Here is a 21,763-nt window from a genome sequence, read left to right as displayed (position 1 = left end):
CATAATTTTAAAGCCTAATATTCATTTTTCTTTTTTACATCTTCCTGCTTTTCAAATAAAGCTAATTCCTGTGTCAATTGTTTTATTCTAATAGAAGTTCTTGAAACTGATATCGTCAACACAAAAATTATTATTAATGAAAAGCAAAAACCTAAGAAAAACAACATATTAACAGGATTAACAATTCCTAATTTTTGTGCTATCCAATCAATTAAACTCGGAAAACAATCTAATATTAATACTCCTATACCGACAAGCAGCCACGCCAACGCATATCTAAGTTCTAATCTTTTTTTTCTAATCATATTTACGATTACTACTAAGGCAACAATAATAAATACTGCTATAATAATCTGAAGTCGTACGCTCATTTTTACACCTCTAATACTTTCTAATCCGTTCTATTAATATCGCCAAAGTTACTTTAATCATATAATATACAGATTTTTTCATAGAGATTGAAGAAACTCCACCTTCTCGCTCTTTCATAACAACTGGAATTTCTTCCACTCTCATGTTTCTTCGTATTACAGCAACAACACTTTCTGGTTCTGGATAATCCCTTGGATAATCAAATGCAAAAAGTGATATTACATTTTTTCCAACCATTCTTAATCCAGATGTCGGATCTGTTATTTCTACTCGTGTAAGAAATTTTATCAACTTCGAAAAGAAAATAATTCCAATTCTTCTTAATTTAGACGATTGAAATCCTTCACATTCAATAAATCTAGACCCAATTACCATATCCAAATTATGTTCTATTAAATAATCTGCCATTTTATTTAAGAACTCCGGATCATGTTGTCCATCTCCGTCTACTTGAACTGCCACATCATAAGAATGCTCCAATGCATATTTATATCCCGTTTGAACAGCTCCTCCAATTCCAAGATTAATCGGAAGATTTACTATATTATATTTTTTTTCCTCACATATTTGCCTTGTCCTATCTGTTGAACAATCATTAATAATCACATAATCAAAATCTTTTGCATCTTTTTGAATTGCAGTAACTGTCTTAACAATATTGCTTTCTTCATTGTATGCTGGAATAATAATTAATTTCTTCATTTATTTTTTCTTCAGCTTATCGACATTTAACTGGTTCGATTGCTGTCCTTTCGAATATTGTTTTAATAAAAGTCTCGCAAACATCTTTGGCCAAAATTTGCAAAACATCTCATATTCTTCTTTCGTACGTTTATTATCACCTATAGCTGCTGTAGTTTCTGAATCTTCATGTATTCTATGTCCCATTACAGGTCGAGAAATATATATAAATTCTCCATTCAATTTTGAAATTTTTTCCCAGGCTTCCCAATCTTCGCATGCGCGGTAATGATTTTCAAATATTACATCAGGTAAATTATGGGTAGTAAAAGTAACTGAAGGACAACATATTGGTGATCCTAAAGATAATATTCTTCGTCTAACCCATTTCGATTTTTGTAATATTTTAATTCGAAGCGGTAATAACATCAAACGCTTAATTTTCAGTAATCGATTCTTATATACTTTACAGCCATTTCTAATTTCATAATAGTCGCCAAATATAATTAATGGATGGGACGCTTTTTCAGCCTCTTTTAGTACAGTAGATAAATAATTCGTTTCATAAAAATCATCTTGATGTGCTATCGTAATATATTCACTATGATATTTTTCTAAAGCACATTTATATCCAAAATTCCAATCCTGTGTAATTCCACCTTGTCCCTCATTTACATAATAATCTATTTCATACTTATTAGCCATATTATGTATATATGGATTAGGTGTAGATGTAACAATAATAATATTACTCTTTTTCGTTTGTCTTATCAATGAATTTATACATTCCTCTAAATACGGGCTTTCCTTATATGCGCAAATTACAAATACATGCTTCATATTCCATACAATTAGTTAATTATTCGCTAACTAAAACTCCTCTCCTATAGTTTATACATTGGGCTAATATATTTTTCAACTAAATCTATTCCATATTCACTACTTGCAGCCCAGCCTGCTTTATTAGGATTTTCCTTTATTCCAAGCCACTCTACATATGGCGCACTCCCCCTATTCACATATCCAAAGCGCACATCTACACAATCATGATTCAAAGAATCTTTAGATGCGTATGCTTTCAAATGTTGTACCTGAGCACGTATTCCCTCTCTAATATTAGCAAAACTGTTTCCATGTACACCATTTCCAGTTGCCCCTAATCCGGCAAAATTAAACTGCTCTATCTGAACATCTCCTCCAAATTGTAAATAACCTGTCTCTTTCATGGCTTGTCCAAATACTACTTCAGGTTTTATATTTTCATCTGTAGCTTCTTCATATATTATTTCACAAAATTCTCTAATTGTAGTCGCTCCACCATATTGTGAATAATATGCAGGATATATTCTGCCACTCTTTAAATACATTTTTTCCAGTTTGTCCACAACAGTATTTTTAGTAGATCCCAATCTACTAGTTCCCATAATTGTCGTCACACCACTGTAACGTAAAGAGCCTCCAGAACGGAAATAATACATTGTGTCATCAATAACTCTCCAACCTTCTACTAATGCTCCAGATTCATCCAGATAATACGTTCCTTCTGTTAATTTTAACCAGCCTGTCTGCATCACTCCTTCTGCATCCACATAGTACCATGTATCATATGGTTTTACCCAGCAGCTTCTTTTCAGCCAGCCATTCTGATCAAAAAAGTACCACTTTCCATCTATCTTTTCCCAGTTTGACCTTGTATAACTTCCATCTGCATGACGATACCATTTCTCATTTCCTACTTTTATCCACTGAGCCTGATTTTTCGTTTTTCCTTCTATCCATATTCCATCTTTGTCTACATAGCTGTCACCAATCCATGTATCTCTTGCCATGGAACCTCCGGATTTAAAGTAATAGCATTTCCCGTCTATCCATCTCCAGCCTTCTACTAATGCCCCTGACTCATCTAGATAATATGTTACATCTGTAAATCTCAGCCACCCCGTCTGCATCACCCCGTCGGAATCCACATAATACCATGTATCATATGGCTTTACCCAGCAGCTTCTCTTTAGCCAGCCATTCTGATCAAAAAAGTACCACTTTCCATCTATCTTTTCCCAGTTTGACCTCGTATAACTTCCATCTGCATGACGATACCATTTCTCATTTCCTACTTGTACCCATTCATTTTCTTTTACTTTGCCTTTTATCCATACTCCATCTTTATCTACATAGCTGTCACCAATCCATGTATCTCTTGCCATGGAACCTCCGGATTTAAAGTAATAGCATTTCCCGTCTATCCATCTCCAGCCTTCTACTAATGCTCCGGATTCATCCAGATAATACGTTCCTTCTGTTAACTTTAACCAGCCCGTCTGCATCACCCCTTCGGAATCCACATAATACCATGTATCATATGGCTTTACCCAGCAGCTTCTCTTTAGCCAGCCATTCTGATCAAAAAAGTACCACTTTCCATCTATCTTTTCCCAGTTTGACCTCGTATAACTTCCATCTGCATGACGATACCATTTCTCATTTCCTACTTGTACCCATTCATTTTCTTTTACTTTGCCTTTTATCCATACTCCATCTTTATCTACATAGCTGTCACCAATCCATGTATCTCTTGCCATGGAACCTCCGGATTTAAAGTAATAGCATTTCCCGTCTATCCATCTCCAGCCTTCTACTAATGCTCCTGACTCATCTAGATAATATGTTACATCTGTAAATCTCAGCCACCCCGTCTGCATCACTCCATCCTGATTCAGATAATACCAGGTATCATATGGTTTCACCCAACCAGTTTGTTTTGCACCAGATGAGCTAAAATAATAATATTTGCCATTTATTTTTTCCCAACCAATTGACATTTTACCATCACTATCAAAATGATAAATGATTCCTGCAATTTCTACAAACCCCGTTTGTCTATACCCGTTTCCATCAAAAAAATACCAAAATCCATCTATGTACTCCCATTTATTAATCGCAAATTCCCCTGATGTATACTGATATCTCCAACCGTTGTTTTCTTGTTTCCACTCTCCTTTACCAATTCCAAGATATTTTAATATTCCCGTTGCATCAGCTTTTCCCAATCGTTCCAGTTTTTCGTCTGAATTCAAAAAAGCTGAAAAATCATTAGTGCTATCAATAAACGCATGCTCAATTATAATCCCCGGAAATCCTGCACGTTTGCTCCGCTGAATTACAGCATAGTAATCTTGTGTCGAACCATCCGGATACTTTGAATCTTGACTATTTCTTATTTTTATCCCCCTACTATAAATTCCAAGTGCAATTAACTCATCTTGTACACTTTGTGCCAATGTTTTTCCTTCACTTCCAATATCTGAGCGATAATTACTATTAGGATAATATACTTCCGCTCCATGTCCCCCTCCTGAATTCAAATGAATACTTACAAAAAGATTCGCATTAACACTAGCTGCATAGTCTACTCTCCCTGCCAAACTAACATATGTATCATCGTTCCTAGTCATATATACTTTAGCGTTTCCTTGTTGCTCTAAATATTTTTTACAGTATTTAGCTATTTTTAATGTTAAATCTTTTTCATTTACTCCATTACCGTTTGCACCTCCATCGTACCCTCCATGTCCTGGATCCAAAACAATGACATACGGCTTTGCAGTTTTTTCTGTATTCTCAGAATAAACTGCAATATCATTTTCGCTGTTTATTTCTTTATTTACACTTTCTTCTACTTCTGTATTATCCTCAATATTGCCTTCATCATCTAAAGACATTACTGAAATTCCCACCTCATCGGAGACTGCTGTTGAATTATCAGCATTCTCCACTATTGCATCTGGTTCTGTTTCACAATATTCTTCTACTCCAAATTTAGCATCGATTCCTATTTCTTTAAAATTGTATACTATCTCTTCACTTCCATTATATATTTTTACTCCTTGAATATAATATGTTCCCATATCTGATTCATTTGGAAATAAAATATCAAATTCTTTTGCCCCATCCTCTTCATTAGTCACATTTGTTTCCAAGACATCTAATGAATTTTCTTTTTGATATAACAGAACCACTTCATCAGCATCTATATTTTCTGAAAATGAAACTACGATTTTCTGTTTTTCTCCTACTTGTAAATTAGGCTTTTCAACATAAACATACTGTATCATAGGTTTCTGTACTTCCAGTGCAATATCTTCTGTTATTTTATCATCATTCGAAATGTTTTTATCTATATTTTCATTAATAGTCTCTTCTTTTGTTTCTGTCTCTGGATTTGTTACCTCTGTTTCTTCTGGTTGTGTAATAATCTCCGATTCATCTTCTCGCTTTGTATCAGTATTCATTTCTTCTGCCGCCAATACTCTCGTTCCTGATATCATTGATAATCCCATAGCGATAATCATCACGGCTGCACATATTCTCTTATTAATTTTTTTTAGTCTTTTCAAAATCCACTTTCCTCCATTATTATGTCTATATTATAAATGTGTGATAATTTTTTCATCTATATTTACACTATCTTATTTCTAAATCTTTCAGATAGCATATAATCTCTGAAATGCTATTTTTTACTCACTATCACCAGTTTTCATTTCTTCTATGTTAACTAACTCTTCAATTCCAATTCTATTTTTTTGTTTTTGAAATATATAAACCATGACAAATGAAATAGCTTCCAAAAGGCGATTTATGTCTATATTGGTTAACTCACAATCATGTTTTAATTCTCCATAATCAACTTTAATCGGAACTCCTACCCAACTTTTTCCAGATTTGTAAATTCTAGCACGTTCCAATAATAGATATTTCGCAGCTTTTTCATAAAAAAATCTTTTTATATTTTTTTCTTTTTTTGCAAAATATAACCACATATAATAGTTTTCAACGAGCTCTGGGTACCAATGCTTAGTATTTAAACTGTCATTGCATGCCCATGAATTTAAATATAGTTCTTCTTCAAGTAAATAAGTATTGAAGTAATAAGCGAATTTCATCATAAGTGGATAATCATCAAGTCCAATTCCATCTCCTTGACTTCTAAATCCACCTATCTCTATCAACTTATCTCTTTTATAAAACGATCCTTTTACAGATGTTTTCATTTCATATAAATACTCTGTATACTTTACCTTTCTAAGTTTTCTTTTGCCTGAAGTACCGTGTATTTCACTTTGTACATCAACCTCTCCATTTAAAAAATCAAGTTTTTTATAATTGCACGCTAATTGATCTATATCCGGATGACTTCTTACAATATCATACATATTCTGTAAATAATTATCCTTTAAAAAATCATCACTATGTAAAAAACATATCCACTCAGATTTTGCAAGTAAAATTGCTCTATTCCAATTTCCAAACACTCCCATATTTTTCATATTTTTGTAATATATTACTCTCGAATCATTTAATTTTCTTACATATTTTTCAGTAACTGTCTGTTCTTCTATAGCATAATCATCTATGACTATTATTTGATACTTATAATTACAATTTTGATTTAATGCACTGTCTAAAGCCCTTTTTATAAATTCCTCTGGATGATCATACACAGGAAGAATAATTGTAAGAAAAACTTTATCGTCATAATGTTTCCCAAATATAAGTTTTGTTTCAATCTGTACCAAATCATCGTAATGATTACAGATTTTCAAAAAATCTCTTTCTTTCACTTCTTTTAAGTTTTCTTCTAATATCATCAGTTTTCACCTCTAAGTCCTATTTGAAATTTTTCAGCAGTCTTATTAAATCCCTTGATTTTATTTTTAACAATACCAATGAAAAACCTATAAACATAATGTATCTTACAATAAATTCATTTTTTAATTTAACACATATTAATGCATATACTCCAACAACAATTGTCCATGCAAACAATTGTTTGATATCATAAACTTTATTTATCCCTATTCTCACAGTAAAAAAATAATTTATCATAAGTAAAACAAAATAGCTTGCTAATGTAGTAAACCCTGCAGCTAAAAATCCAAATTTCGGAATAAATATATAATTTGTTATAAGATTAAAAATTGCTGCCACTATAGATGAAGCTGCGATTGATTTTGCTTTCTTATTAAAAAACTGAAAATCATATACAAATATATAAATAAACTGGAAAAACATTGCCACCACAAGCGTTGGAACTATATAAATACACGGAGAGTACACGTCTGTCAAAAAAATCTTTATAAGCTCTGTTGATATCGTCAAAAGCCCTATTGAAATAAAAGCTCCAACTAAAACTATCAACTTCGAATTATCAAAAATCGTTTTAAATTCTTTATCTTCCATTCTCCTGTATACCCATGGTGACCATGATGCCATTATCTGGGACATCACAGTAAGTGCCAAAAAGCCCACCGTATGACCCATACTATAAATTCCCGATTTACTACTACCACAAAAATATGAAATCATAACTAAATCACATTGGGTCAATACCATCTGCGATAACAGATGTGGTATTATCGGAATTGTAAATGCCAATGTAGTTTTTACATATTTTGTTTTAAATTTCGGTCTTCTTCCAACAAACATCCAAACAATCAAACAGACCGCAACCAACAGATATACAAAATCCAAACCGATAACTCGTCCAATGTATTTATCATTTTCCAATACATAGGATAGTCCCACTGATAAGAACTGCGAAATTGGTCCAACACTCAACACTATCATGGCAACTATATAATACTTATTTTGAAAAATACAATAATAATCCGCTATACTATATAATGCAAAGCCAAGGCAACTTATGAACAACCAATAATATAAAAAATTATCTAAAGATAATAGCTTCATTAACTTCTCTTTAAAAATAAGACTTATACAAAAGCTAATCACAACTGCAAGAATCGAGAAAACAATTATACTAAATATGTAGCTCTTTTTCTCATCTTTAAATTCTATCATTGCTTTATGAACATATGCATATACGGAACATGTAATAATTATAACAACCGTGTTTCTTGTAGATATAAATGTATTAGCAATTCCCATCTGTTCAGTTGACAAAACTCTTGTTACAATCGGTATCATTATCATACCCACAACAAGTGAGATACAATTAGCAACTGTATTTAATATTGCGGTTTTGGCCGTTTGTGTATTATCATTCTGCTGTTCCATATTTACCTCTTCTCACAAATTTTCTAAATGTTCAATTTCTAATTTTTAATGCTCTATTTTGCAAAATATTCAGCACAGTTTATAGAATAACTTACGCCTAAAAGCTCTTTTCAACATCCGTACTGTTTATATAAGGAAAATCATACAAAAATTCAGGAAGTTCCCTTTCTATTATCTTAGCTTCTTCTCTATATTTATTCAACATAAACAATTGTGTGTTATTGATACTCTTTTGAGGATTAAACATTGTTTTCTTTTTTGAATGTGCAGTTTCATCTAATCGTAAGATATCAATTATCTGATTTACTTTTTCATCATACTTATATATTAAATCCTCAAATTGTATTATATGCACATGTATATTATCACACCGTTTTTCTATTGCTCGCAATCTTTTATAATATCCACAAAATTCTTTTACATCTGTTGGAAATGGAACAGGATTTCCATTCCTTGTCCATACATATTTGTTAAGAATAAAAACATCTCTTGGATCTCTGTTCACAACAAAGCATTCCATATTATCATCAAAATACTTTTCCGCTCTATAAACGTTATGTGGCAATAACATCTGATCAAGTATTATATTTTTTTTTTCGATTTCCATACATTTCAATATATTATTTATATACTTTTGAGCTTTTTCATAAAATTCTTCTGGTGTCACAAAAGACGTACGCATAATTTTATATTCCAACGGTTTTTTTATCACTATCTTTCCCCTTGAAACATTTCGTATCAATGCTCTGAATCCTAATTTCAAAAATTTCAAAAAATCAATTCTTTCCTGCATATACCAATATGCCTCTGATTCATATTGGACTAATGATTCAGTAAAATCTTTTGTATATTTCCAAAATTCCCTTCCTATTCTTTTTTTATAATTTGCTACCCACCAATATTTGTTACTATACAGTTCATACATTCTTTTTTCAAAACTTCTAATTGCCTCGTCACTTCTCATCGAATTATTTCCTATCAAAAGCTTATCCTCAAGATCAAACAATCCATCAGGGCAATGTAAAAACACATATTCAAAAGTTCCATTATCGGCTTCATATCCATCAAATTCACATATTAAATCTGTAATAGCTGATGAACCCGACCCCATATATCCTGTTGGTATAATTAATTTGTTTTCACAGCAATCCGTTTTCACTTATGACTCCTTCCATTCTTGGACAACAACTCTATCTGTTTCCTATCTATCTCCTATATCACATTTAATACAATACTCTCTATATTTATTCATCTTAACTGGTTATCTACTTTCTTATATATTATATATCATTCCACTCCAAGTTTTCTTTTTATTACCTCTCTAATTTTCCAATCTACAACAAATGCTCCACTTTTTATCAGTTGATAACGAATAAAACATATCACTTTATCTTTCCCATTTATCCCTTTGATTAATCTTTTATATATTTTTTCATTCTTCAAACAATTCATTTTAGCATTATACTCTGCAGATGTCATCTTTTTACGATTACAATACAAATTGTCTATTGCTACCACCAACGCATTAAAATAAAGACAATTTAATTCATTCATATCATCTTTACTAATACGAACATTATTTCCAAAATCAATTATACTTTCAAATAATTTTATTTGTATTTCAAAGAAATCCGAACGATACTTCTGATTTAAGCTTTCATTTTTTCTCTTAACATAATGATACAAAGGTTCATTTAGTATAATAAAATCACAATTTGAAACTGTTATATACTTCAAATTAAATAGTGCATCTTCCCCCAAACTCAAATTATCCAAAAAGAATAATCCACTATTTCTTATTATTCTTGTCAAATACATTTTATTCCACACAGAACTTAGCAAACCTTTTTTATATACATCCACCACTTTTTCTTTATTAACTTTTGATACATTTACTTGTTCATATAACATTTTCTTTGAACTTTCAATTTCATTTTTTTCGATGTCTATGTAATATCCGCAGATAGTTAAGTAGTTGTCTTCAACATGCTTTATTAATAAACTTATCATTCTTCTCTCTAAGAAGTCATCTGCATCAACAAACATCATATATTCTCCATGCGCTCTATTAATTCCTATGTTACGCGCTGCGGAGACTCCTTTATTTGATTGATGAATCACTAATACTCGTTTATCATTTTTTGCAAAATCATCGCATATTTCTCCAGAATTGTCTGTTGACCCATCATTCACCAAAATGATTTCCAAATTCTTATATGTTTGCAAACATATGCTATTTACGCATCTTTCCAGGTATCTTGCTGCATTATACACCGCAACAATCACTGTTACTTTACAAGTTTCCAATCTTATCTCCTTTTTATACCAACGAAATTATATATAGTAACGGTTTTGCACAATGAATTTTTTCCAAATCACCAATCAAACCAACGCCCAATTTTATTTTCCAAGTCTGTCCTTTTGGTTTTAATATTCCTACATATGGGTTCTTTCTATATTGTGGAAACCGCTTTTTCATGTCTTTTATCCAATACTCATACTTCTCCTTCATTCTTCGTATTCCACCACCATGGCCATATGTAATCAAAGCATTTACCATATTAGCAATATATACATATTCTATCACTTTTCTATCTTTCATTTTCAAATTATATATGTCATAATTTTCCATAAATTCATTAAAGATACTCACTATGAATTTTTCATGATTTTTTTCATAATTCATTGAACCTGTAATAGATTCCCTATTATAATAATAATGATATCCACAATAATCTATCACTTTATATTGAGGGTTTGCACAATATAGTGCCATACTAAAATATATATCTTCTCCACAACGAATTGTTGAAAATTTTACCTGATTTTTTAATAAAAACTCTTTTCTATACATTTTTGCACACGCAATAGGATATGTAGCTAAACTCCATATACTATGTTTGGCAAAATGTTTTTTTAACTTTCCTTCTAAGTCCCTGGTATATCCACCTATAACTACATCGTACTTGCCTTTTTGCATAGCGTTATAATATGTTTCTATATAATCAGGTGCTATATAATCATCACTATCTATAAACATCAAATATTGTCCATTTGAATTGTTTATTCCCACCTCACGTGTTTTTCCCAGTCCTAAATTTTCTTCATTAATATAACTTTTGATAAGTTGAGGATATCTTTTTTCGTACTCATCAATTATAAACTGACTATTATCCGGACTACAGTCATTAACGCAAATAACTTCATAATCTACATATGTCTGTCGAACTACACTTTGTAAACATCTTTTCAAATATTTTTCAACATTATATATCGGTATTATTACACTAACTTTAACCATACACTCTCCTTTTTTCTTACAACGCCAAAAGTGACCTGTATTTTTCACCAGACCACTTTTGTTTTCACTTATAAATTAATATACAACCACAGTACTTCCACTCGGTATTGTATCATATATCCATTTTGCATTATTAATATCCATTCTTACACAACCATGCGACAAATGCATTCCCAGCCTGCCATCTATCAAGCTTCCATTATACTTACTATACAATACACTATGGAACAAATAATTACCATAAAATTGAGTGTACCAATAGCATCTTGCATTACCTGAATCAAAGTAGTACCCTCTGATTCCTACACGAAATACTCCTGATACCGTTGGAGTTGAATCTTTTCCTGGTGAGCAATCCCAATAATTTACCAGATTCCACATCCCTTTAGCACCACGAAATACTCCAACCTTACAACTTGCACGATCTACTAACACCAACCATTCTGTATTGCTGGAATACATTTGTGCTCTGCTTGCCATAAGCGACTGTTCCCGAGTCATCATAGCTCCACTGCTACTTAAGTAATATCCATCAATATATGTATTCCGAGCCATAACACCTTCACTTCCGCCATGCGAATCATTTAAGGTATATAAATAATACCAAGTGCCACCAACTAGCTGCCACCCCGTTTTCATAGCTCCATCTGTTGCCATATAATACCAATTACCATTTAATTCAAGCCAGTTTTGAGCCATTGCACCGCCAGATTGTAAAAAATACCAAGAATCATTTATTTTTTTCCAACATCCCTCCACCATTTTATTGTTTTCAGGGTCAAGGTAATACCATGCTCCATTTACACTTCTCCAACCAGTAGCCAGTAACCCTGATTGATCATAATAGTACCATGCTCCATTTTCTTTTGACCACCCAGTTTTCATTCTTCCATCAGCTTCAAAAACATATTCATAGTCACCAATTTTTCGTTTGCATTGAGAAATCATTAACCCTGGGTGTTCTGCATTTTCTCCATCAAGATAGTAATATGCACCATTTATATATCTCCAGCCTTTTGCTATTCGTCCACTCGCATCTGCATAATACCAGCCTTCTGGTTTTCTCTGCCATCCTGTCAGCATACAGCCTCCGCCTTCAAAGAAATAGGAATCTCCATCTATGTCATATCTTCCGTTGCATAACATCAGTCCTGGATATTCTGCATTCTCTCCATTGAGATAGTAATATGCACCATTTATATATCTCCAGCCTTTTGCTATTCGTCCACTCGCATCTGCATAATACCAACCTTCCGGTTTCCTCTGCCATCCTGTCAGCATGCAACCTCCGCCTTCAAAGAAATAGGAATCTCCATCTATGTCATATCTTCCGTCACATAACATCAGTCCTGGATATTCTGCATTCTCTCCATTAAGATAGTAATATGCGCCATTTATATATCTCCAGCCTTTTGCTATTCGTCCACTCGCATCCGCATAATACCAGCCTTCCGGTTTCCTTTGCCATCCTGTCAGCATGCAACCTCCACCTTCAAAGAAATAGGAGTCTCCATCTATGTCATATCTTCCGTTACATAACATTAGTCCTGGATATTCTGCATTCTCTCCATTGAGATAGTAATATGCTCCATTTATATATCTCCAGCCTTTTGCCATCCGACCACTGTCATCTGCATAATACCATCCTTCTGGTTCTCTTATCCAACCTCTCAACATGCAGCCGCCGCCTTCGAAGAAATATGTGTCTCCTTCTATTTCATACTTTCCATCACATAACATCAATCCTGGATGTTCTTCATTAGCTGCATCGAAATAATAATATGCTCCATTTATATATTTCCACCCTTTAACCATTCGACCGCTTTCATCTGCATAATACCAACCTTCCGGTTTTCTTATCCAACCTGTTAACATACATCCATTAGAATTAAAAAAATATGTACCATCCCCAATTGTCATCACACAATCTTTTACCATTTCACCTGGATGTTCCATATTCGGCTCTTCAAAATAATACCATTTCGAATCAACTAATAACCAACCGAAGTGCATTTCAGATTTCACAGCATCGTTATCTCCTATAGATTCGATATCTGTATCTGTCAGCTGAATGTTTTCTTCTGCTCGTACATTTCCATTCAACAGCACAAAAGATATCAACGCTACTCCTAAATATATTATCGACTTTCTTTTCATTCACTTACCTCCCTCTCATCTTCCGTTCATTTTATTTAATTATATACATTATATCCTACACTTTTATGCTTTTCAAGATTAACCTACTTTCATACAACAACTTCTGTGTTTTCCTTCTGTGTTTCTGCAGTTCCGACCATATTATTTATTGACATCCTCATTTTTTTATAGTAAAATCAGTTTTGTTCATATTGTATAAAGGAGGCTAGTACATGAACATTCAGGAATGTGATATTTTGAACAGCATTATATCTTTTACTTATACAAACCAAAGAAAACTGGCTGAAACATCCGGTCACTCTCTCGGAGTTGTTAATCGTTCTATTAAAAATTTACTCCAGGAAGGGTATATAGATGAAGAAATACAGCCAACCAAAAAAGCTTTGGATATGATAAATGCATCCGCGCCTAAAAACGCAATTATTCTGGCAGCGGGTTTTGGAATGCGTATGGTTCCAATCAATACAGAAGTTCCTAAAGGACTCTTAGAAGTACATGGAGAGCCATTAATTGAACGTCTCATCAAACAACTCCATGAAGTGAATATTCACAATATCTATGTTGTTGTAGGTTTTATGAAAGAACAATACGAATACTTGATAGATGAATATAATGTAGAGTTAGTTGTAAATTCAGAATATGCCTCGAAGAACAATCTTCATTCTTTGAAACTGGCATCTGATTATTTATCCAATTCATATATTGTTCCTTGTGATATTTGGTGTGATCAGAATCCATTTTCTAAGCATGAACTTTATTCCTGGTACATGGTCAGTGACTTAATAGACAATGACAGTTCTGTACGTATCAATCGCAAGATGGAATTAACAACTATTTCTCCTTCTTCTGGTGGAAACTCCATGATTGGTATCAGTTACTTGCTCAAAGATAAAGCTTCCATTGTACAGAAACGACTACAAGAATTAGATAAAGATTCCCGCTACGATGGAAGTTTTTGGGAAGAGACCTTATACGACCACGATAAGATGATTGTTATGGCAAGGGAGGTACTCTCTTCTAATATTGTAGAAATCAATACTTTCGAGCAGTTGCGTGAATTAGACAGCAATTCTAATCACTTGCAATCTGATGTTTTGCAAATTGCTGCTGATGCGCTCCATACAGAGACTGAACAGATTACAAACATTACCGTCCTGAAAAAAGGCATGACAAATCGTTCTTTCCTGTTTGAATGTGGAGGTTTTAAACACATTATGCGTATTCCCGGTGAAGGAACCGATCAACTGATTAACAGACGTGAAGAAGCACAAGTTTATCATGTTATCCAAGATAAGCATCTCTGTGATGACATTGAATATATTAATCCGGAAAATGGTTATAAGATCACAAAATTTTTTAACCACGCAAGAGTTTGTAATCCAAATGATCAAAATGATGTACAAAAATGTATGAATCGACTCCGTCAATTTCATGAAATGCATTTATCAGTTGACCATGATTTCGATATCTTTGGTCAAATTAATTTTTATGAAAATCTCTGGAATGGGAAACCTTCTATCTATAGAGATTATCAGAAAACAAAAGACAATGTATTGTCTTTGAAATCTTATATTGATGCACATATTGCAGAAAAAGTATTAACTCATATTGATGCAGTTCCTGACAACTTCCTGTTTGTCACAGATGACCAAGGTCAGGAAGATATCCGGCTTATTGATTGGGAATATGCCGGAATGCAAGATCCTCATGTTGATATCGCAATGTTTGCTATCTATTCGCTTTATAACAAAGAACAGATTGACGAATTAATCGGAATGTACTTTACTGAAGGCTGTAACAAAGAAACAAGAATTAAAATCTATTGTTACATCGCTGCTGGTGGACTTCTTTGGAGCAACTGGTGTGAATACAAACGCAACCTTGGTGTAGATTTTGGAGAATATTCTTTACGCCAGTATCGATATGCTAAAGATTACTATAAAATTTTTATGGAGGAGACAAATGAAGGTAGATAATGCAATTATTATGGCAGCAGGAACATCAAGTCGTTTTGCACCGTTATCATTTGAAAGACCCAAAGCATTAATCGAAGTCCGGGGAGAAATCTTAATCGAACGACAGATCCGCCAACTTCGAGAAGCTGGAATTGAAGAGATTGTTATAATCACTGGATATATGGCAGAACAATTTGAATATCTAAAAGAAAAATATAAAGTAATTCTCATTCACAATCCGGATTATTTAATCCGTAACAATAATTCCAGTATTTATGCCGCCAGAAATTATTTAAAAAACAGCTATATCTGTTCCTCCGATAATTACTTTCTCGAAAATCCATTTGAAACTGAAGTTGATGCCAGCTACTATTCAGCAGTGTACATAAACGGAAGAACTGAAGAATGGTGCATCACCGAAAAGGACGGTATAATACAAAATGTCGTTGTCGGCGGTAACAATTCCTGGGTAATGCTTGGTCATGTATTTTGGGCACAAGAATTCAGTAAAAAGTTTTTATCAATCCTTGAAAATGAATATAACAATCCAGAAACCGCTGATAAACTGTGGGAATCCATTTATATTGAACACATTGCCGAACTTCAAATGAAGATTCGTAAATATCCATCGGATTTCATTTTTGAATTCGATACTTTGGATGAACTTCGAATTTTTGACCAGTCGTACACAACAAACACCCGGTCAGAAATATTAAAAAAAATTGCTACTAATTTAGGTATCAACGAAGGGCAGATAAAAGAAATAAAAGCTTTTAAAGATAAAAATAACGCAGCAGCGGGTTTTGCCTTTCATGCTGGACAGAACTATAAATATTATTATGCCACTCAGAAATTGGAGGAAATTTAAATGAACAAATTAAAAAGCAGTAGAATAGACTGGTTAATTACCTTAGCGCCATTTATCATAATTATGGCATTGGCAGGTGTACTCTTCGCCTTCCCAGACGCATCAAATGATATTATCAGCAAAGTCCGATATTTCTTTGGGAACACAATGGGAATCTATTATTTAATTATTGGTATAGGGGTATTAGTGATTTCCATTTTCCTATCCTTTTCCAAATATGGAAATGTAGTTCTTGGTGAGCCAAATGAAAAACCAAAGTATTCCTTTTTTGTGTGGGGAAGCATGATGTTTACATGTGGTCTGGCAGCAGATATCTTATTCTATTCATTTGCTGAATGGGTCATGTATGCAACAAATCCTCACCTTGAGGAACTTGGTTCAGTCACGGAATGGGCTGGTGTTTTCCCACTGTTTCACTGGAGCTTTATTCCATGGGCATTTTATCTTGTACTTGCAGTTGTATTTGGATTTATGCTGCATGTTAAAAAAAGAAATCGACAGCGCTATTCTGAAGCCTGCCGCCCGATTATTGGAAAACAGGCCGATGGAATTCTCGGACGTATCATTGATTTATTTGCATTGTTTGCACTTTTAGCTGGTACAGCCACTACTTTCAGTGTAGCCACCCCACTTTTAGCTGCAATTATTGTAAAATTATTTGGCATTACGCTTAGTAGAACTGTTGTTACAATTATTATTCTTCTTATCACCTGTGTTGTATATACATATGCTGTATTGCATGGATTTAAGGGAATCAGCTTTTTAGCCAAACTCTGTATTTACCTTTTCTTTGGTCTTTTGCTAATTGTTTTAGTTACTGGAGGACAGGGAAAATTTATTGTTGAGAATGGTTTCCAAAGTTTAGGAAAAATGTTTCAGAATTTTATTGGATTATGTACCTATACTGATCCGGAACGTACAAATAACTTTCCTCAAGACTGGACCATTTATTATTGGGCTTACTGGATGGTATGGTCTGTTGCTGCTCCGTTTTTTATTGGAAATATCTCACGCGGAAGAACAATTAAACAGACTATTCTTGGAGGTTATGTTTTCGGTGTTGGTTCAACAATCATAAGTTTTATTGTGCTTGGAAATTACGGTCTCGGAATTCAGACAAGTGGAGCTACAGATTTTATTGCACAGTATGCTACAGATGGAGATCTCTATGGATTGATACTAAATATTATCGATACAATGCCAATTTCAAAAGTAATTCTTGTAATCACTGTTTTATGTATGATTGCATTTTATGCTACCTCATTTGATTCAATTGCTTATACAGCTGCTTGCTATAGTTATAAAGAACTTGGAGAAAATGAGCATCCTCATAAACTAATTGAATTACTGTGGTGTGTATTATTAATAGTACTTCCAATTGCACTGGTCTTCTCTGAAAGTTCCATGAACAATATACAAAGCATCAGTATTATCTCAGCATTTCCGATTGGAATTATCATGATAATAATGATTGCTGGATTCTTCAAAGATATAAAAGAATATATCACAAAAAGTAAAAATTAATTACCACTTCATTTTTCCACTACCCCAGAAACAACTAAAAATTTAAAATAGCCGGACAATGGCCGCTTTTGCGGCCATTTCTTTTATCATAAGTACACTATTTAACAAATTCGTCTACTCTTTTCCTTTTCCCTCATAATGTAATACAAACTTATCTTTTAAAAACTACCAGCCTCTGTCCCAAATAATTGAACACTACAAATGCTCCCATTCCGACCAACATCGATACATTATCACGAACAACTGTAGCTTGTCCGGCGAGTATCCAGTTGACAAATGGTTTTGCCAGACCATATGCCAGCAAGTAGCAGATCGTAATATTAACTACAAATATTCCCACCTGTCTCCAGGATTTTTTCTTATCCTGAAAGGTAAAATATTTATTTAAAAAGTAACTCACAATACTGCCCACAACATAATTGGATGCTGACGATACCCAGTAATTCAGATGGCACAGATTATATGCTACGAACATTACTGTTGTCCCCACAAGTGTGTTTATAATTCCAACTAAAATAAATTTCCAAAAAGTCAAGTCTAAATACTGTTTTATATTTTTCATCTTTTATTGCACACTTCCCATTCCTTCTCCGAGGACATACTGCTGTCCGTCTGTGTTTACAGCATATACGTGTATATGATACTCTCCCAATACAAAATTAAAATTAGCAATATTCACATTTGTCGAATATGTCCCATCTTCGTTCTGTGGTAACTCCACCCATTGCAGATCACTCTGATCTTCATTGTGCCAAACCGCTGCTGTTACAGATGCAATACTGTCATCATTTGCAATGTTATAAACAATAACAGGTAACGCCGCGGTATGATAATCATACTCTCCGACTGCTATTTCACCTGTTGACACTTTTCCTTGTCTTAATAAAAGTTCCTCGCTATTCTCATCTATATCTGCCAACTTGTCAATCAGCTCTGATTTCTTTTTAAGCTCGGACTCTTCCATGTCAATTCCATAGCGTTCTACCAGTGTCTGTGTAGAGGAAAAAAGATTCGTTCCAAGTCCCAGTCTGTCTCCTTCAATCTGAACACCAAGCGCTCCTAATGTTGTAGGAAAATTGTCAAATGTTGTATATACTCTTCGTGACGATAATGCATCCTCTTCTGCATTGATGTATGTGGTGTACACTTTTCTTGTATAATCCTCATCTACATCTTCGCAGAAGTCACTGTCCATAGTCGGGTGATCTCCCGAAATTACAATTGTAGTATTCTCATAAAAATCCTGCTGTTGGATCCATTTTACGAATTCATCCACCTGCTTGCTGGAACATGCCATAACATTTGCATATTGATTATCCCCATATGTAGTTGGACATATCTCACACGGATACCCATCTTCAAAATGTGTATCTACTGTAAGAAGCGTCAGATTGAATGGTTCGCTGCCTGCAGCGAGATTCTGAAGTTCTTCTTTCGCATAATTGAATAACTTTTGGTCTTCATATCCCCACCATACTTTGTAATCTTCCGGAATCCATCCCTGTTCGATTGCATAATTATAATCCTTAATATTATAATTTCCATGCTGGGTGAAATAATTTCTTCTCCCGCCAAATGTTGCATCAGAACCTAACATCAATGTCTGGGAATATCCTGCACTTTCCAGGATATCACCGATTGTAATAATCTCTGGGAAGAAATTATCCTGCGTGTCCATATCGTTTGCGTCAATAGAAATATTTAGCGGCAAACCGGAAGTCTGACCGAACATCGCTCCCATAGTCCAGGTTGTTCCCGGCATAGAATATCCACCATTCAGTGCCGTGTCATCTTTTCCGGAAAAATCCTCATTTTCCTGAGCCAGAGTTGTGAGCTCCGGGATTACATTTTTCTCAAATGCTCCACCATTCTCTGTATCCGCGTAAGTTGTTTCCATGGATTCAAGGAAAATGTAAATCAAGTTTCTCTTCTGCTCTGGGAAAGTAATCTCCACACTTCTTGGATCCACATAATTATCATCGATAAATGTAGATACTTCTCCCTGGTTTGCCATATAGCCGCCTATGTCCAGTTTTTTCCATGCTCCATATACAGAACAAGTCTGCGCTAAAACTGAGATAACAACTGCTCCGGCAATAACTCTCCAATATGGTTTTTCTTTCTTACGTCCAAAAACTACCAATGCGCTGATTCCAGCCATAATCAGAACGGTCGGCACCACACAAACCCTGACATACTGCCAGATCATTTCTTCATTCGTTCCTTCTAACGGTGCTGTCAGATGATAGACCAGCTCTTCCATCGAAAGATTCGTCCACGTATCAAACATCCATTTTATGCTGAAGCATATTAAAACAGCTACTGTTATAATAATAAATGAACACACTGCACCTGTGATTTTTAACCATTTTTTATCCTTTGTATTCTTTTCCATATAAAATTCTTTCTACTCCACAAACACCTGTCAAACTTCCATGATTATACCACACACTGTATTTTCCCGCAATAAAACATATCCAGTGAATGTCTTTTTACAATCACTGGATATCATGCCCCTCTGCCTTTATTCTGTTTCCGCCTCTTACCTTTTCAAGAATGCCTCGGCATTCTTGCTGCGAGGTGCGCGTCATGCAATTGCATGACATACTTCTACTGCGCACCTCTGCAATCCTGCCGGAGGCTATATCAGCTGGGGGATTGACTCCCAGCTGATATACATTTCGGCTGTGGTTTGATCGCGATGTTCCGCCCTTTGTGATCTTTTTTCGGTTTCCAGTCTCTTCCCACCAGGTCGTCCAATGATACATCAAAATAATCTGCCAGTGCACATAATTTGTATATGTCCGGCAGTCTCTTGTCTGACTCGTATCTTGTGTATGTAGAACGGGCGACACCGATGGCATCTGCAATCTCTTCCTGTGTATACCCTCTTCCGATTCTTTTAATCTTAATGTTCAATCCTACTTGCATGCTGTCACCTGTTTTCTCTTTCGTCAATTTATGAACCAAATCCTCTGGCACTGCTTCAATTATAACATTTTGTCTCATAATACGGAACTATTCTTTTTCTTGTTTAAATGTTGCATACCTATTCGTTTTTGTTATAATAAGGTGAGATTTGTTGAAAAGGAGGGGTTTTTTTTGGTTCCTTTATCTGGTTCTGATGTCTCAGCACAGGATATTGAACAGCTGCTTCGGACTCTCGGTGCTTCTCCGGTCTATGCCGGCTTTACGCCAGCCGTAACAGCTCTTCAATATGTTCTGGCGGACCAACAGCTGTTGACATCTCTTACCACCAGACTTTACCCAAAAGTTGCCGAATCCTGCGAAATTGCGCTTCCTTGCGTTGAACGGAATATCCGTACAATGATTGCAGTCATCTGGGAGAAGAACCAATTTTTATTCCAGATTGTTGTTGGATATCGCATGACCGCAAGACCATCTGTCGGAGACTTTTTAGCCAGCCTTTCCACTTTTCTGATGTATCATCCGGCCAAAGACTGGCCGGACTATCTGCGATAAAAAAATGTTATCGCAAAACATAAAAAGTACCATGTTAGGCATTTTCTCGTGTCAACATGGTACTTTTTGTCATTCTCGTGTCCCCGTTTGTTCTCTTATTCAGCCTGCAGTCTCTGTACCATAGCCCAAAGTGCCTGTGCTGAGTTAAAGTTTTCCGGAATAATGTCAGCAGGTGTTACTGATACATCGAACTCGTCTTCCAATTCTCCTACGATAGACAGGATTGCAAAAGAATCCAGGATTCCATCATCAATCAATGTTGTACATGTCTCATAGTCAGCATCCGGCTGAATGTCCTCTAAAATCTCAATTAATTTTTCCATAGTTATTATCTCCTTTTCTATTTTT

18 protein-coding genes are annotated in these 21,763 nt (G+C 34.4%); 4 read left to right on the top strand and 14 right to left on the bottom strand.

What is annotated here, in order from left to right:
- Positions 1-14: 14 nt before the first annotated feature.
- The 10 genes from NQ560_RS05745 to NQ560_RS05700 form a co-directional block, all read right to left on the bottom strand.
- Positions 15-371, bottom strand: coding sequence for a DUF2304 domain-containing protein (locus NQ560_RS05745; protein ID WP_005331733.1), 357 nt, complete (start codon positions 369-371; stop codon positions 15-17).
- A gap of 10 nt (positions 372-381) precedes the next feature.
- Positions 382-1,074 carry a glycosyltransferase family 2 protein gene (locus tag NQ560_RS05740; RefSeq protein WP_005331734.1) on the bottom strand — a complete coding sequence of 231 codons (693 nt, stop codon included), beginning with the start codon at positions 1,072-1,074 and terminating at the stop codon, positions 382-384.
- Positions 1,075-1,893 carry a glycosyltransferase family 2 protein gene (locus NQ560_RS05735; protein ID WP_005331735.1) on the bottom strand — a complete coding sequence of 273 codons (819 nt, stop codon included), beginning with the start codon at positions 1,891-1,893 and terminating at the stop codon, positions 1,075-1,077.
- 44 nt (positions 1,894-1,937) lie between these two features.
- The gene (locus NQ560_RS05730; protein WP_052302907.1) at positions 1,938-5,447 is read right to left on the bottom strand and encodes an N-acetylmuramoyl-L-alanine amidase; all 3,510 of its coding nucleotides are present in this window, start codon (positions 5,445-5,447) and stop codon (positions 1,938-1,940) included.
- A gap of 120 nt (positions 5,448-5,567) precedes the next feature.
- The gene (locus NQ560_RS05725; protein ID WP_005331738.1) at positions 5,568-6,698 is read right to left on the bottom strand and encodes a glycosyltransferase family 2 protein; all 1,131 of its coding nucleotides are present in this window, start codon (positions 6,696-6,698) and stop codon (positions 5,568-5,570) included.
- Between the two features lie 19 nt (positions 6,699-6,717).
- Positions 6,718-8,127, bottom strand: coding sequence for an oligosaccharide flippase family protein (locus NQ560_RS05720; RefSeq protein WP_005331739.1), 1,410 nt, complete (start codon positions 8,125-8,127; stop codon positions 6,718-6,720).
- 97 nt (positions 8,128-8,224) lie between these two features.
- A complete protein-coding gene (locus NQ560_RS05715) occupies positions 8,225-9,286 on the bottom strand; it encodes a myosin/kinesin family protein (protein ID WP_052302908.1) in 1,062 nt (353 codons plus the stop codon).
- A gap of 128 nt (positions 9,287-9,414) precedes the next feature.
- The gene (locus tag NQ560_RS05710) at positions 9,415-10,434 is read right to left on the bottom strand and encodes a glycosyltransferase family 2 protein (RefSeq protein ID WP_052302909.1); all 1,020 of its coding nucleotides are present in this window, start codon (positions 10,432-10,434) and stop codon (positions 9,415-9,417) included.
- 13 nt (positions 10,435-10,447) lie between these two features.
- On the bottom strand, positions 10,448-11,428 hold the full coding sequence (locus NQ560_RS05705) for a glycosyltransferase family 2 protein (RefSeq protein ID WP_005331742.1): 981 nt from the start codon (positions 11,426-11,428) through the stop codon (positions 10,448-10,450).
- A gap of 75 nt (positions 11,429-11,503) precedes the next feature.
- Complete coding sequence (locus tag NQ560_RS05700) at positions 11,504-13,585, bottom strand: L,D-transpeptidase family protein (RefSeq protein ID WP_005331743.1); 2,082 nt, start codon at positions 13,583-13,585, stop codon at positions 11,504-11,506.
- Between the two features lie 212 nt (positions 13,586-13,797).
- Here NQ560_RS05700 and NQ560_RS05695 point away from each other — a divergent pair, with 212 nt between their 5' ends.
- Genes NQ560_RS05695 through NQ560_RS05685 form a run of 3 tightly spaced genes read left to right on the top strand, consistent with a single transcriptional unit; the run spans position 13,798 to position 17,932 of the window.
- On the top strand, positions 13,798-15,561 hold the full coding sequence (locus NQ560_RS05695) for an NTP transferase domain-containing protein (protein ID WP_005331744.1): 1,764 nt from the start codon (positions 13,798-13,800) through the stop codon (positions 15,559-15,561).
- Positions 15,548-16,408 carry an NTP transferase domain-containing protein gene (locus tag NQ560_RS05690; protein ID WP_040015348.1) on the top strand — a complete coding sequence of 287 codons (861 nt, stop codon included), beginning with the start codon at positions 15,548-15,550 and terminating at the stop codon, positions 16,406-16,408. The genes NQ560_RS05695 and NQ560_RS05690 overlap by 14 nt, the downstream gene beginning before the upstream one ends.
- The gene (locus tag NQ560_RS05685; RefSeq protein WP_005331746.1) at positions 16,409-17,932 is read left to right on the top strand and encodes a BCCT family transporter; all 1,524 of its coding nucleotides are present in this window, start codon (positions 16,409-16,411) and stop codon (positions 17,930-17,932) included.
- A 151-nt stretch (positions 17,933-18,083) separates the two neighbouring features.
- Here the strand turns inward: NQ560_RS05685 and NQ560_RS05680 are convergent, their stop codons facing one another.
- From NQ560_RS05680 to NQ560_RS05670, 3 genes are all read right to left on the bottom strand, one after another.
- Positions 18,084-18,494: a GtrA family protein gene (locus NQ560_RS05680; protein ID WP_005331747.1), complete on the bottom strand. Its 411-nt coding sequence runs from the start codon at positions 18,492-18,494 to the stop codon at positions 18,084-18,086.
- A 3-nt stretch (positions 18,495-18,497) separates the two neighbouring features.
- A complete protein-coding gene (locus NQ560_RS05675) occupies positions 18,498-20,327 on the bottom strand; it encodes a GBS Bsp-like repeat-containing protein (RefSeq protein WP_005331748.1) in 1,830 nt (609 codons plus the stop codon).
- Between the two features lie 251 nt (positions 20,328-20,578).
- Complete coding sequence (locus NQ560_RS05670; protein ID WP_244094625.1) at positions 20,579-20,941, bottom strand: helix-turn-helix domain-containing protein; 363 nt, start codon at positions 20,939-20,941, stop codon at positions 20,579-20,581.
- 93 nt (positions 20,942-21,034) lie between these two features.
- Between NQ560_RS05670 and NQ560_RS05665 the strand changes: the two genes are divergently transcribed.
- Positions 21,035-21,415, top strand: a complete 381-nt coding sequence (locus tag NQ560_RS05665; RefSeq protein WP_005330501.1) for a sporulation initiation factor Spo0A C-terminal domain-containing protein — start codon at positions 21,035-21,037, stop codon at positions 21,413-21,415.
- Positions 21,416-21,510: 95 nt separating this feature from the next.
- Here the strand turns inward: NQ560_RS05665 and NQ560_RS05660 are convergent, their stop codons facing one another.
- Positions 21,511-21,738: an acyl carrier protein gene (locus NQ560_RS05660; RefSeq protein WP_005330499.1), complete on the bottom strand. Its 228-nt coding sequence runs from the start codon at positions 21,736-21,738 to the stop codon at positions 21,511-21,513.
- Positions 21,739-21,763: the final 25 nt, after the last annotated feature.

Origin of the sequence: Dorea formicigenerans, assembly GCF_025150245.1 — a bacterium.
Lineage (GTDB): Bacteria > Bacillota > Clostridia > Lachnospirales > Lachnospiraceae > Dorea > Dorea formicigenerans.
The sequence above is the reverse complement of the archived record's forward strand: the minus strand, read 5'-3'. Positions and strand labels throughout refer to the sequence as shown.